Raw genomic sequence first — 14,395 nt, 5'->3', positions numbered from 1 at the left:
TTCATAATTATGGACAAGATGTGTGGGAATAAAAAGGGGAGAGTTAAAATGAATACGGCTCAAGTTACACGGCTAGTTATGTTAATTATCGGTCTGATCATAGGGTGGTATCTATTATCAACGCTATTTATGGTCACATTCCCTTTTCTTCTTGCCACTTTCCTCGCTTTTTTAATGAATCCACTTGTGACGCTTTTTGAGAAACAGATTAAGCTACCACGAACGTTATCTGTTATGGTAGCTATCTTTTTTATATTTGGTGTATTGGGTACTCTCATTACACTTATTATTTGGTTAGTCATAGATGGCGTTGTTTATTTATCACATTATATTCCACCTTATATTGAAAAAGCGTCAGTCGCGTTACAGTTTTATATGAATGAACATATCCTACCATTTTGGAATTCAAGTATCGGCTTTATCGAACGATTAGAAACGAATCAACGCTCTTTTTTGGAGAATGGCATTGAACAGTTAGGGGAGCAATTGGCAATTTTATTAGGGGTTATGGGACAATCACTTGCAAATGGTTTATCTCATGTTGTGACTGCGTTGCCTTTCACCTTTACGGCAATGATCGTTACACTTTTGTCCTTATATTTCATTAGTCGAGATTGGAATCATTACGTAAGCGAAATAAAAAAAAGAACTTCACAAAGTGTAATTGTACGGATTCATGCGGTTATTAAATCATTACAAAAGAAAGTCATAGGCTATTTATATGCACAATGTATTTTAATTTCGATAACAGCTTTGATCTACTTTTTTGGGTTTCTCATTATAGATGTGGAACATCCTTTAACGATGGCTTTAATTATAGGTTTAATCGATTTTATTCCGTATCTTGGTACAGGCATTATCATATTACCCTGGGTTATTTATTCTTTTATTGTAGCTGATTATTTGTTTGCGATTGGGTTAAGTCTACTATTTGCAATCGCGATGTTAATCCGCCAATTAATCGAGCCTAAAGTATTATCTTCAAATATGGCTTGCATCCGCTTTTAATGTTAATCGCACTATTTGCTGGATTTCAATTATTTGGTGTAATTGGTTTAGCATTAGGTCCAATTTTATTAGTAATTGCTGTTTCCTTATATCAAGAACATGTATGGCATGATCTTTGGAATGTTATGATGAGTGAAGGAAAAAAGTGATTTTCACTCACTCATCTCTCTTTTATGTTGGATTATGCTGGCTCTCTTCATATGCGACAAGTCGAACATTCTTACCTAATTCTTTTGCAAAACGCTCTTCAATCATTTGGATCTCGGCAACTTTTTCCGAGTCTAAGTTAGCAGCTACGTAACGATCATGTATCTTTTCATCAGACATCTATTTTAACGCCTCCTTCTAAACTTATTCTGTTACTTCATTAGTGTACCCATCATGATTCATGTATAATATAACTGAACATATGGCTAAATTACGTAAATAAGGAAAGCTTAAGGAAAATGGAGGGGTTAGGATGGCAAAACAAACGAGTGATATTATTAAACAGTCGTTAGAGGCATTAATGGGAAATGGTGAATTTTTACGGGAATTAACCGGAGAAGCACGAACGAAAGCATTTGGATCATTAACTGCCATTTTATCAACACCTAACAAAGTACATAAATCATTTCTACGTATCTCTTTAGAAAATGGTGAAGTTGTTCGAATTCCAGCTTTTCGAGTTCAACATAACAATGCGTTAGGTCCATATAAGGGAGGCATTCGATTTCACGAAACGGTCAATGAAGGAGAAGTGATTAATTTAGCAGCTTTGATGACGTTGAAAAATGCCTTACATGATGTTCCATTTGGAGGTGGTAAGGGTGGAGTTATTATTAATCCACGTGAACGATCTATCAAGGAATTAAATCTTATTTGTAAGAAATATGTTCAATATTTTAGTGATAGCTTAGGTCCAGATAAAGATATACCAGCCCCAGATGTTGGCACAAGTGAACGAGAAATGGATTGGATGATGGCAGAATATAAAAGCATTCGACCAGGGGAGCCATATTTAGGAAGTGTAACGGGAAAGAGTATAGCCAATGGTGGATCCTTAGGAAGACGAGAAGCGACTGGTAAAGGAGTTTACTTTTCATTACGTTATTTGTTTCATCAGTTTTTAAAGGAAAATAAATCATTGTTAACGAATACGGGTAATCAATATGCAAAATCTTTATTATCGTATGAAGATAAACCATTGACGATTGCAGTACAAGGGTTTGGGAATGTAGGTTCTATCGCGGCACTCGAAGCTTACCATTGCACGTACTTACAAAATAAAGTTGTTAGTGTAAGTGATCGAAATGTGATGCTGTACAATTCAGAAGGGTTAGATATACCATCATTAATGACATTTGCTAAAGCACATAATGGCGATTTGCCAGCAAATGAACAGCAGTTAGATGAATATAATATTAAAGCAACGATTAATCCGAATGATAATATCTTAACATTAGATGTGGATGTATTAGTTCTAGCAGCACTAGAAGATCAAATTAATCAGGAAAACGTTGAACATGTTAAAGCGAAAATTATCGTTGAGGGAGCAAATGCACCTGTTACAGCACAAGCAGATGAGCATTTAAATGATAAAGGAGTTATTATTATTCCCGATATTTTAGCAAATGCAGGTGGGGTTATTGTTTCGTATTTTGAGTGGCTGCAAGGAAGAGAAACACAATTTCGCTCAGAAGATGAAATTACGAAAATGCTCTATCAAAAAATGCAAACAACATTGGAAACGATCTTACCTCAGTTTTTTGGAGATCCATTTCCATTAAGGCAAAATTGCTATATTCACTCTGTCATGAAGCTATCAAATGTTTTGTTTAAGCAAGGGAAGTTGTATTAAATGGTAAGGAGAATAATAACTTATCAAAAGCATAGCTTAGATTCGATATCTGAAAAAAGATAGCTACATATTTTCTAAACTACGAACAAAATTATAAGAGTCTGATACAAATAAAGGTATCTAACTAAGGCCTGGAACTTTCAAACAAGTAAAACAAATCCACTTAGGTTAAGAATGAATTCTTCCTAAGTGGACTTTTTTATATTCCTTGAAATAGCACTTTTGCAGGACAAGAGCCAAGTGTTTGTAGTAGCGTTAGTAAGCGATCTCTTTATTCGTTATGGATACGCTATTCATGAATCTTATGTTTTCGACTAAAATACCACTTTAAAGTTACCGGGACAATGGTAATAATCATAAATATGCGAATCATTTGTAAGGAGCTAACAACAGCTGGGTCTCCACCAACGGAGGAGGCTGTTAATCCCATTTCAATTAATCCGCCTGGTGCAATACTTAATATTGCAGTTGCATGATCCATCGTAGTAATGACTGACATTAAGATGCCTAATCCGAATGACACACTAATGATTAACATAGAGGCAAGAAAATAAGGAATGCAATAAACGCCTCCACTTTTAATATCTTTTATCGAAATATTTTGTGCTAAACTGATGCCCACTGAGATTTGAGCGACAATCAGTATCCATTCGGGAATTGATGGTAAATCAATTATCGTTAAGTTAATACCGACAGTTAGGAGCATCGGGATTAGGACTATTCCAGCTGGTATTTTGTCTTTAAAGAAAAATCCGACAGCAATAGGAATAATAAACCAGCCGTATGTTAATAGGGAAGCAGCTGTAGGTTCGTGATAAGCTAAAAGTGATTCTGGCTGTGAACTTGTCGTTTGAAATAAAAGGACAGCAGTTGTTGGAACGGTAAAGAGTACGGTAATAAGTCTAATCGTTTGAAAAATTAGAACATACGATGATTTTGCTTTCATATCTTCACTTGCAATCACCATTTCCGTTAATCCGCCTGGAATCGTACTAAATACACTTGTAACTTGGTCAATAGGAAGCCACTTTGAAAGCAATAGTCCGATAGTGATGCTTATAATGATTAAACAAATAGTAATAAATACATAGGGAAGTAGATATGGAACGATTATTTGCAAGGAGGCTAGTGAAAAATAAAGCCCAAAATAGATTCCTAAAATAGATAAACTTGAATTTTTTAATGGGTTTGGCCATATATAGGACTTTTTTCGAATGTACTTCCATACGATGATCATCATAAATGGACCTAATACCATGGAAGTGGGATAGAAAGCCAATACGCAATAAATCCCCCTAGCACCGCATAGATAATGATCTCAGTTATCCGTAGTGGTTTCATAAATGTCGGTCAACTCCGATATATAAATAGACTATGTTTCTTGTCGAACTTCTGACTATTGTCGTATTTTTATATTTTAAATCGAAATTATGCTACTTTCAATGTATAATAAGAAATGGTTGAATTACGTACATTTAATAGGAAGGAAGTGTAAATGATGGGATGGGCGTTACTTCTCATTTTTATAGTTGCGATTATTTTACTTTGTTGGTCTATCGTTTCTAAAGAGCAATCAGCAGAGAAAAGAGAGATGGAACAATTTTCAGTCTCTGTTATGGAGGAGGTTGATCGCCTGCAAGAGCAAATACGCAATTTAGAACTAGATCAAGAAATTATCGCCCAAGAAGCGGAAATACCTTCTAGAACGGCACAAGATCGTAAAATATTTAGAGATTTATTAGATTTGTACAAAAGAGGGTATTCAGTAGAAGGGATAGCAAATGAAAAAGGATTAACGACTAATGAGGTTACGCTACTGTTAACTCCTTATATAGAAAGCAAGCCAGAAAGGAGACAAGCGGCAAATGAAAGCTAAGACAGTAAGGGCATTTGCCTCAGGTCTTCTTCTTGCCGGTGCTGTTTGCGGTATTACGTATACGGTAGAATCAGGAGGCTCCAATAAGAGTGACCAGGTAGAAGAAGAATCACTCGATTTAGAAATTGAAGAGACTGAATTAGATGTGATTGTTGAACATGAACCGTCAGTAGATGAAATAATGGATAAATTACTAACTGAGGGTTATATCGTTAAGAAAGAAGAAGAGTGGCAAGCTCTTCTTGATGATATGACGGCGGATCATGAAGATGAACTCACTGATTTACTTGAGCAAATTAGTGAATTAGAAGATGAATTAGAAAATGTCGAAGACGGGCAAGTTATTTATCGAACAATATTAACCGTTACATCCGGGATGACTAGTATTGATGTAGGACAGGCACTTGAGCGAGCGAACATCATAGATCGAGCAATGGATTTCTTTGATGAAGTCGAAGATCAAGATTTATCTCAAAACTTAAAACCTGGTACGTATGAGGTTGATAGCAGCATGTCGATGTCTAAAATAATTAAAATAATTTTTAAATAAAAAAGCGAATGAAGCTAATAATGTAGCTTCATTCGCTTTTTCTATCTAGAATGAAAAGAGATCACTTATTTATATGATTTATAATAGTGCGAGGAATTTGTCTGTTTAAATTGTAATTTTGGTAATTGCCAATCAAAATGAACGGACAAAAGCCTTAGTGTAACAATGATTCCAAGTAATAAATATAAGCTCATATCTGATGGAAATAAATTAAGTCCAATTAATAGACCAGCTACCATCGCCCAAAGTGCGTAAATTTCTTTTCTAAATATCATTGGCTGACGTTTCGCAAGTAAATCCCGTACAACTCCACCGCCACATCCAGTTAGGCTGCTGCCGTTATAACTGCAATTAAAGGTAGCCTGGCATCTATTGCAAACATGGCTCCTTGTATCGCAAAAGCGGCAAGTCCGAATGCGTCCATTGTCTGTCCCCACTTATGCCAATGATTCATAAAAAGACGAGGGAAAATAAATAATAGTGTAATAGAAATAAAGGCTACGATAAATAAAGTTCCTTGTTCCCATAGTGCTGAAACGGGAACGCCAATAAGTAAGTTACGGATTGCCCCACCACCAAATGCACAGCAAAACCCAAGTGCATAAACACCTAATAAATCGTAATCACATTCTTTGTCTAATGCAACCATCGCTCCGCTTAGGGCAAAAGCAATTGTTCCGATAATATTTAAAACATCCCATACCACAGCGAAGTACACTCCTTCAAACGAACTTTGACATACATCCAACATTATAAAGCAAATAAAAGAAAAATAGTGAACTTTTTTAAATATTTTCATAAAAATGTTCGGATTTACTTGTTTGGATAAGTGAAATTGGTATAATACAGGAAAACAATAACTAGAGGTGTCTAAATGTTTGTAGCGTTTTCTAAAAAAATGGAGCATTTTCAAAAGAGTATTTTTAATGAATTAGCCGATTATAAAATAAAGAAAGCAAAAGAAGGTCAACAAATTATCGACTTAAGTATCGGAAGTCCTGATCTACCCCCGCCGCCGTTTGTTATAGAAGAATTAAAATCGGAAGTAGGAAACCTTCATCATTATAAGTATGCTTTAGATGGGATTAGTGAGCTGCATGATGCTATACATTCGTATTATGTTCGAAATTATGATGTGAAGTTGAACAAGGAAGATGAGATTTTAACACTAATGGGTTCTCAAGACGGTCTTGTACACATTCCAAGTGTATTTGCTAATGAAGGAGATATCATTTTAGTGCCTAATCCAGGATATACAGCATACTCAGCAGGAATTAGTTTAGCAGGTGCTATACCTTATTCTATGCCATTAAAGCAGGAAAATGAATTTTTACCTGATCTAGAAGCCATTCCACACAGCATAAGAGAAAAAGCAAAATTAATGATCTTAAATATGCCAGGAAATCCGATACCAACTATGGCAGATGAAGCATTTTTTGAAAAAGTCGTTCAGTTTGCAAAAAAGCATCACATTTTTTTATTACATGATTTTGCTTATTCAGAGCTATATTATGAGAGAAAACCAATAAGTTTACTATCAATTGAAGGTGCAAAAGATGTCGCGATTGAATTTAATTCCCTATCGAAAAGCTTTAATATGGCCGGCTGCCGTATTGGATATGTAGTGGGAAATGAGACCGTTATTCAAGCATTAAAACGCTTGAAGTCAAACCTGGATTTTGGTGTATTTATACCTATTCAAAAGGCTGCAGCACGTGCGTTACTGGATAAATCAGGCTATAGCGATCATTTACGAGAGGTTTATAAAAAAAGACGTGATACGTTAGTTCATGGATTACATTCAATCGGTTGGATGGTTGAAAACCGCAAGCATCGATGTTCATTTGGGCGAAAATACCTTTTTCGATCGTATCGTCAGATTTGGCATATCGACTCATTGATGAGACGGGGGTTGTTATGATTCCTGGTACAGCATTTGGTTCGGAAGGGGAAGGCTATATGAGAATTGCTTTTGTTCAAGATGATGAAGTATTAGAAAAAGCCGTACTTCAACTAAAAACGAGCCAATTATTTTGTGAAAGGTAGTAAGCAGAGGAGGTTAACCCACTCTGCTTACTAAAAGTCATCTTGTAATTAATTTATATGAAAGTGTGGAGAAAGGATATCTTTTAAAATGTTAGCACTATTAGAAAAGGCTTTAGCTTCCTCTTGATTTAAATCAAGCTCGACAATTTCACGAATGCCCTCTCTGTTAATAATAGAAGGTACACCAATGTAAACATCGTGATTTCCATATTCACCATCAAGATAAGATGAGACGGTTAAAATAGCATTTTCATTGTTTAAAATCGCTTTCGTTATCCGAACTAAGGCCATCGCAATACCATAGTAAGTCGCACCTTTTCCTTTAATAATATGGTAGGCGGCATCACGAACATTTTCAAACAATGGTTGTAAATCCTCTTCTTTAAATTGTTCATTACGCTCAATCATTTTTGTAATCGGAACCCCACCAATATCTGCGAGACTATACACTGGTAATTCACTATCACCATGTTCTCCGATAATATAGGCATGTACATTTGCAGGTGACACATTGAAATACTCACCTAGCATGAAACGAAAGCGTGCTGTATCAAGTGTTGTTCCAGAACCAATAACACGCTCTTTAGGGAGTTTGCTAAATTTCCAAGTTGCATAAGTAAGAATGTCGACTGGATTTGTTGCAATTAAAAAGATTCCATCAAACCCACTATTCATCACGCTATCAACGATTGTTTTGAAGATTTTGATGTTCTTTTCAACGAGATCTAATCTAGTTTCTCCAGGCTTTTGATTCGCACCTGCACATATGACAACAATATCTACATGATGACAATCCTCATATGTTCCAAAACGTACATGTGTTGGGTTTGGTGCGAACACTTTCCCATGGTTGAGATCCATCACATCTCCTTGTGCTTTTTCCGTATTTAAATCAATTAAAATTAATTCATCAACAATACCTTGGTTAATAAGTGAAAAGGCATAGCTTGAACCGACAAAACCTGTCCCGATTAGTGCAACTCGATTTAATTTAATAGCAGTCATGTAATCACACCCTTAATCAATTGATTTATACTATATAGATATCATACCACTATTTCAAATTTTATCCATAAGTTTGCTCAATATTTCACAAAGTATTCATACTTAATTGTAAAACAAATTGAAATTAAAATATGGTAAAATAGTAGTGTGATTGATCTTATTTGAAGAGGTGGAGCAGCATGGATAGTGTAAAAGGAATGGTGCTAAAAGATTATAAATTAAAGAACAAAATGATGCTAATTATTTATTCGATTAGTCTTTTAGTTGGTATGTCTTTAGCTTTTGTACGAGCAGATATTCAGTTAGGTTTGTATTATTTTAGTCAAATGATTGTTTTGATTGCTGCATTTATCATTGTTTCATACATAGTAAATAAGATTGAATTATTTCCATATTTCTATACTTTAATTGTTGCCACCTATACGATCTCGTTTACTTTATTTTTTGGTGGGGGATTTAGTGTCATCTTTATTGCGTTTTTCTATTTGCTTTTCTCTTCGTTTCATTATCGCTATTCTGTGTATGGGATTGGCTTAATAATGGGTTTAATCATGATGGTCGTCGAGTTTAATCTCGGTGAAGCACAGCAAGAGCCGTTTGTTTCGTTACAGCCGTTTGTTTTATTAATTTATTTATTATTCAGTCTTGTTTTATTTGGTATGATCCGGATTAACCAGAAGCAGTTTACTTCGATGCAAGAGATGTTTAAAAATGAGGAGAAGAAAAGTATTGAAGAAACAGGACAAAAAATGTTTTTATTTAATGGTTTAACTGATATTACCGAGAATGTAGTCCAAACTAAAGGAAAATTGCAAACAAATCTTGAGTCACAAACCGAAATGGCGACTGCTATTAACCAAATTGCTGCAGGGAGCCAAACGCAAAGTGAACAAGTTGTTGATATTTCAATGAATGCACAAACAACGTTATCAATGATGAAGCATTTAAACGAACAGTCCGTTTCATTAAAAAACAAACGAGTTCAACTGCCAATCAAGCTAGCGAAGGACAGAAGCTTGTGAGTGAATTACAGCTAGCGATGAATGAACTCCAAACCTTTTTCGGTGAATTAAATGAGACGTTTAAAACATTAACAAGGAAAAATAGAGGAAACAACTACTTTTACAAGTGATATACGTGATATTACTGAGCAAACCAATTTACTCGCATTAAATGCATCCATTGAAGCAGCTAGAGCTGGTGAAGCTGGGAAGGGCTTTTCTGTTGTGGCAAATGAAATAAAGAAGTTAGCAGATGTTACAAATCAAATGACAGAGAAAATCACGGCAAATTTACAAGATGTTAATGAACATAACAGGCTCACTGTCGAAAAGTTATCACAAAGTGATCAGCAATTTGAGTCTATTTTACAATCAACAGATGTTGTGACAAGTAATTTTTCTACAATAACAGATACATTGCAGCATCTAACAAATCAATTTAATGAGTTTGATCAGCTTACGGATGATGTCCAAACACAATCGTCAAACGTAGATGAATCAACTCGCTCACTTGCTAGCATTATTTATGAAACATCAGCTAGTCTTGAAGAACTTACCGCAACGATTGAAACGTTAAAACATGAAAATGAGGAAACTGTAAAGCTAGTCGAAGCAACTTCAGTTCGGGCGGAGGAAATTATGGGGAAAAATGTGACGTAAGCAAAATGTATCAAACTTGTTACAGCTAAAAAATCGCTCCAAAGAATAATTTCTTCTAGGAGCGGTTTTTTATTTAGTATAAAAGATGTACTCTATCCGTTGTCTTGAAGCTGATTACGTATCGCTACCGCTTTATCAACGTGATCGGTTATAATTGCCGAGCAGTTAAACGAAATCATTTTTGTTAGATCATCTTCACTATTTACAGTAAATGGTCTGACTGCGATATTCTCCACTAGTGCTTGTTCAACTAAAGGCTTTTGTGCAATAGGGTAATAGCAATGAAGGCCACTAGCACCTACTGTTCGAGCATAATCCCACGGTTTATACAATCCTTCCAAAAATAAGATCGCTGTTTCGATCTTCGGGTTTAATCGCGAAACTTCTGCAAGGCTATAGTGGTTAAAAGAAGAAATAATCACTTTGTTTTCTAACTGGTATTCATTAATTAATGATAAAACTATTTCCTCCAGCCCGTCATATAAAATAATGCCGTTCTTTAATTCGATATTAGTGACAAGATCGGTTTGTTGTACCCACTTGAAATACTCCTCTAAACTTGGAATCGATCCGAAATGGTCATTGTTTGTTTGCGTCCCTGTATTCCATTGTTTCAGTTCATTTAATGTGTAGTCTTTTACATAGCCTGTACCGTTTGTTGTTCTGTCAATCGTTTCATCGTGGATAATGATTGGTATTTTATCTTTTGTTAATTGTACATCTAGTTCAATTCCGTCTGCACCAAATTTATGTGCTGCCCGAAAAGCATCCATCGTATTTTCTGGATAACGTGCAGAAAAGCCTCGATGAGCAAAAATGGCTGTTTGTTGTTTCATATGAATACGCTCCTTTTTCTATCCTTCGATATTGCTTATATTCGTTACGAACGAATAAGTTTCCTTCGATAGTAGCGTGATCTTTACAAAAACTTAAAAGGGTGTTATTAATGGTTAACATAAATAATGTCGATGTTGAAATTGTAGTAGCATAATAGGGTTTGAGGAAAACAAACATGCAGTTTAGTTATAGTTGTTAATAATCTTGAACTAATTTTTGTCTAAAGAGAGTTTATGATCATAGAATCAGGTTGAAAGAAAAACTTCCTCAAAAAAAAAAGAAGTTGTAGAGGTAAGTGGATAAAAAGGTAAAGCCAATAACGATTGATTTCTTAGATTATAATAGAACAAGCCAAGTGGTAATACAAACCGCTTGGCTTTTTTTTAATTAAAATTTAATGATGTAATAGCTTTTTTAAGTGCTTCTTTCTGTACATGAGAGTAGATTTGAGTTGTAGACACACTACTATGTCCTAATAACACTTGAATGGTTAGGATATCGACCCCTTTTGCTGTCAGTTCAGTTGCAAAACTATGTCTTAGTTTATGTGCAGTAATACGTTTATTATATAAGAAAGGTAAATCATCTTTGGCTTTTTTTAGAGTCCTATTAATTGCTTTCTGAATTGTTGTAATATCTAATTTTTTCGTGTATTTCTTTTTGGTAAGATCATAACCGATGATTAAATGATCAGTCAGTAAAGTTGGACGATGGTTCGTAGGTATTGAATGTAAATAATCTTGGATAATGGTTAGTGTTTCTTCAGTCACTGGAATCGACCTTTCTTTATTTCCTTTTCCAATGACTTTGATAAGTTGATTAGACATATCAATAGAATTAAGTTGTAAAGAAGCCAGCTCCGAAACGCGTAGCCCAGTAAATAAGAACAAGTAAAAAATAACATAATCTCGTTTGTTAAGTTTTTCTTGGTAAAAGGCTTGTTTTTCTGTTTCATACGTTCGATTGTTCAGCCAACGTAGCAACGATTTTATTTCATGGCTTGTAAGATAGATAGGCTCCTTTTTTGGATTCTTTGGTCGGCTTACAGATGCGACAGGATTATAAGTGGTATAGTCACGTACAATCAAGAAATCAAATAATGATTGTAAAGCAGAGATTTTGCGATTAATCGTTTTTGGTTCGTTTTCGATTTCAATAGACAAATATGATATGTAATGTTCGATACCTTCTTTTTTAATTTCAAGGAAATCATCTAGTGTAATTTTTGTTAAATCTAAATCCTTATTATCAGTTGCAAATTTTATAAAACGGAAAAAGTCTACATAATCATAAATATAACGTTGGATCGTATTAGCTGAATATTTTAATGACAAAAGGTTGAGTAAGTATTCCTGGATAAACACTGGCATTTGGTGAACTTGTTTGAAATGTTTCAATGAATGCAACTGTTTATTATTTGAATTAGGATCATTTATCTTCACATTAATTTTTGCTAGTAATGACAACTATATCACCTCAATAGTATTTTATCGCAAAATTTACGTTCTGTGAAATATATGTTTCATGGAACGTTATAATTATTGAAAAATCATGGTCCATATTCAATACTCCTCATAATAAAACCAACAAATGATATTTTATATATTGGTAACATTGGGGATTTTACTCAGGTTCTTATATTTGAATGTTTTAAATTATATAATATAAAAAACCCGAATAAGGAATACTTTTTAAAAGTTTTCCTTAATCAGGTTGTATTTGAAACTAAACGGGAGTTTGAATCACTTTTATTATTAAGTTCGCACTAAATAATAAGTACCTTCAGTAAAACTCCCAACTTTTCTAGGAGAAGAAGCTGAAACATAAGTTTCTCCCATTGGTACGCCATTCAAGTATTATGAAAGCCAACCCCAAGTTCTGTTTAATCTAGGTGAAAATCCTCTAAGTCTATCTCTTCTATACCATTTTCGGTTACTAGAATAGGACGTTCTAGATAAATATCCTCATGTGTATCATAAACGGCGTTTTCCTGATAATCCACTTCATATCTTTCACTACTACTAGCAGAAACTGAATGAGTACCTAATAATAATGCAAATTAAATAGATAAAATAATAGTAAATTTCTTCATCTTTTTCCTCAAGAATATAATTAGTTTAACTCAATATTCCCATAATAATCATCAGTAATGAAGTAGAAATAACCATCATCATTTAATTCAATTTGTTCTGATTCAGTAGGAGTCTTATAAACTAAACTCTTTATCGATGAATCAAAAACTTTTCCAATTAATATGGTGGTGTCTTCCATAGAGAAAGCAATGAAACTATAATCCTCTTGTACTGGCAAACTATAACTACCGCCAAATTCGATAATTCTATAAGATCCCTCTTCATAACTTAATTTCAAATGACTTATAGTATTATTTTGCTCGAAAAAATAATCTCTTCATCATGAGAAATTGGAAATTGCGTAATGATCTTATAATCTTTTTGTGCTATTTCTAACATAAAGTAATGTATTGCCTCTGTTTTTGTGTCAAAAAGCATATCAGATTTACAACCAAACAATGATAAGAATGCAATTAAAGACAGTAATAACCTTTTCACAGTTCATCTCCTTTCAATAATTAATTCAATTATTTAATATTAAATGTACTTATAGTTTCATCTTTTTCTATATTAATATGTAAAAGATCACTTTTATCTATTAAATTGAAAAAGGTAGATAAAATAAATAATTACTTTTTTCCACCTCGTATTCCCTAAGAGGTATTGATAGGATATGTGTATCGTAATCCATGTCTAAAGTTATATTGTCTATATCACCTGAGTAAGTCCCCCAAAAATAAGAGAAAGTTCTTTCAGGTGTATTTATCACCTCGTATTCCCATACGATATCGTCGTTCAATAACTCATTTGAAATTATGCTCGAATTGATGAGGTTGTCTTCAGTTAAAATTTGAGACTCTATTGCATTCCCTATATTAATGAAGTGAATAGTCACCTCATCAAATTTAAAGGTATGGAAAGGAGTTTCTTTGTCCTCTGTACTTTCAAGAGACATACAAGAAATTAACTAAAAGAAACACAAAATAAATAAAAGCCAAGATATTTTTTAATAAGCTCACTTCCTCTACTAAACATTCCCATTATAAATCTTATATAGGCACAATGACATAACTTTCCATTAGTTACTATAATCCCCTAAAAAATTTACAGTTTTAACAAAAAAATATCTTAATATATTTTCTTGCAGTGTTTAAAAGTAGTCGTTTATTAAGGTTGTTAAAAGAGGAAACACATGGAAAGTAGAAAATAATATTAAAATGCAATGTCTATACTATTATCATTTGTTAGATGAAGTAATAATTACGACTAAGTATTCTATTTTTATACTCTCCTTCTTATATCTCTCTAATCTTTTCTATATATAGGATTCAGCACCAACATAATAGATGAAAGGATTGAGAGGTATATGTCAATTTCAATAAAGGTTTTATTAACGTTATTGGTCTTTTCCAGTATCGCAATCATCTATGGTAGTTTATTAAGGAGTTCCTTTCATTTGATATGATAAACAAAATTGTTGAACTATACTTTATCTACAAT

Annotated in this window: 12 protein-coding genes and 3 pseudogenes; 8 read left to right on the top strand and 7 right to left on the bottom strand. The window is 33.8% G+C overall.

All coding sequences use genetic code 11. The features are described from left to right. Nucleotides 1–48 precede the first annotated feature (48 nt). Nucleotides 49–1,008 (top strand): sporulation integral membrane protein YtvI, encoded by a 960-nt coding sequence (gene ytvI, locus JCM19034_RS02535; protein ID WP_062047007.1) that lies wholly within the window; start codon nucleotides 49–51, stop codon nucleotides 1,006–1,008. Continuing rightward, nucleotides 1,008–1,157 (top strand): hypothetical protein, encoded by a 150-nt coding sequence (locus JCM19034_RS22735; RefSeq protein WP_231686773.1) that lies wholly within the window; start codon nucleotides 1,008–1,010, stop codon nucleotides 1,155–1,157. Before ytvI ends, JCM19034_RS22735 begins: the two co-directional genes overlap by 1 nt. A 22-nt stretch (nucleotides 1,158–1,179) precedes the next feature. Here JCM19034_RS22735 and JCM19034_RS22160 read toward each other — a convergent pair whose 3' ends face one another. Then, nucleotides 1,180–1,335, bottom strand: coding sequence for a hypothetical protein (locus JCM19034_RS22160; RefSeq protein ID WP_197276331.1), 156 nt, complete (start codon nucleotides 1,333–1,335; stop codon nucleotides 1,180–1,182). Nucleotides 1,336–1,468: 133 nt separating this feature from the next. Between JCM19034_RS22160 and JCM19034_RS02530 the strand changes: the two genes are divergently transcribed. Continuing rightward, complete coding sequence (locus JCM19034_RS02530) at nucleotides 1,469–2,848, top strand: Glu/Leu/Phe/Val dehydrogenase (protein WP_062047005.1); 1,380 nt, start codon at nucleotides 1,469–1,471, stop codon at nucleotides 2,846–2,848. 289 nt (nucleotides 2,849–3,137) lie between these two features. Here the strand turns inward: JCM19034_RS02530 and JCM19034_RS02525 are convergent, their stop codons facing one another. Continuing rightward, nucleotides 3,138–4,127: an AbrB family transcriptional regulator gene (locus JCM19034_RS02525; protein WP_156323847.1), complete on the bottom strand. Its 990-nt coding sequence runs from the start codon at nucleotides 4,125–4,127 to the stop codon at nucleotides 3,138–3,140. Nucleotides 4,128–4,343: 216 nt separating this feature from the next. Here JCM19034_RS02525 and JCM19034_RS02520 point away from each other — a divergent pair, with 216 nt between their 5' ends. Then, the gene (locus JCM19034_RS02520) at nucleotides 4,344–4,724 is read left to right on the top strand and encodes a hypothetical protein (protein ID WP_082393689.1); all 381 of its coding nucleotides are present in this window, start codon (nucleotides 4,344–4,346) and stop codon (nucleotides 4,722–4,724) included. Further along, nucleotides 4,714–5,274: a hypothetical protein gene (locus JCM19034_RS02515; protein WP_062046996.1), complete on the top strand. Its 561-nt coding sequence runs from the start codon at nucleotides 4,714–4,716 to the stop codon at nucleotides 5,272–5,274. Before JCM19034_RS02520 ends, JCM19034_RS02515 begins: the two co-directional genes overlap by 11 nt. A gap of 65 nt (nucleotides 5,275–5,339) precedes the next feature. Here the strand turns inward: JCM19034_RS02515 and JCM19034_RS02510 are convergent. Continuing rightward, nucleotides 5,340–5,980 (bottom strand): annotated as a pseudogene (locus JCM19034_RS02510) (trimeric intracellular cation channel family protein). Between the two features lie 168 nt (nucleotides 5,981–6,148). On the opposite strand from JCM19034_RS02510, the pseudogene JCM19034_RS02505 reads away from it, so the two are divergent. Continuing rightward, a pseudogene (locus JCM19034_RS02505) lies at nucleotides 6,149–7,320 on the top strand (LL-diaminopimelate aminotransferase). Between the two features lie 48 nt (nucleotides 7,321–7,368). On the opposite strand, the gene JCM19034_RS02500 reads toward JCM19034_RS02505, so the two are convergent. Then, entirely contained in the window at nucleotides 7,369–8,325 is a 957-nt protein-coding gene (locus tag JCM19034_RS02500; RefSeq protein ID WP_062046993.1) for an L-lactate dehydrogenase, read from the bottom strand. 179 nt (nucleotides 8,326–8,504) lie between these two features. Here JCM19034_RS02500 and JCM19034_RS02495 point away from each other — a divergent pair, with 179 nt between their 5' ends. After that, nucleotides 8,505–9,347 (top strand): hypothetical protein, encoded by an 843-nt coding sequence (locus tag JCM19034_RS02495; RefSeq protein WP_062046991.1) that lies wholly within the window; start codon nucleotides 8,505–8,507, stop codon nucleotides 9,345–9,347. A 120-nt stretch (nucleotides 9,348–9,467) separates the two neighbouring features. Then, nucleotides 9,468–9,986: pseudogene (locus tag JCM19034_RS02490) on the top strand (methyl-accepting chemotaxis protein); the annotation flags it as partial. A gap of 92 nt (nucleotides 9,987–10,078) precedes the next feature. On the opposite strand, the gene JCM19034_RS02485 reads toward JCM19034_RS02490, so the two are convergent. From JCM19034_RS02485 to JCM19034_RS02475, 3 genes are all read right to left on the bottom strand, one after another. Beyond that, nucleotides 10,079–10,822: a glycerophosphodiester phosphodiesterase gene (locus tag JCM19034_RS02485; protein WP_062046988.1), complete on the bottom strand. Its 744-nt coding sequence runs from the start codon at nucleotides 10,820–10,822 to the stop codon at nucleotides 10,079–10,081. A gap of 384 nt (nucleotides 10,823–11,206) precedes the next feature. Further along, entirely contained in the window at nucleotides 11,207–12,289 is a 1,083-nt protein-coding gene (locus JCM19034_RS02480; protein WP_062046986.1) for a tyrosine-type recombinase/integrase, read from the bottom strand. 646 nt (nucleotides 12,290–12,935) lie between these two features. Beyond that, a complete protein-coding gene (locus tag JCM19034_RS02475; RefSeq protein WP_156323846.1) occupies nucleotides 12,936–13,133 on the bottom strand; it encodes a hypothetical protein in 198 nt (65 codons plus the stop codon). Nucleotides 13,134–14,395 lie beyond the last annotated feature (1,262 nt).

The organism is Bacillus sp. JCM 19034, from assembly GCF_001310635.1.
Taxonomy (GTDB): domain Bacteria; phylum Bacillota; class Bacilli; order Bacillales; family Bacillaceae_D; genus Halalkalibacter.
This window is presented reverse-complemented; position numbering and strand designations above follow the sequence as displayed.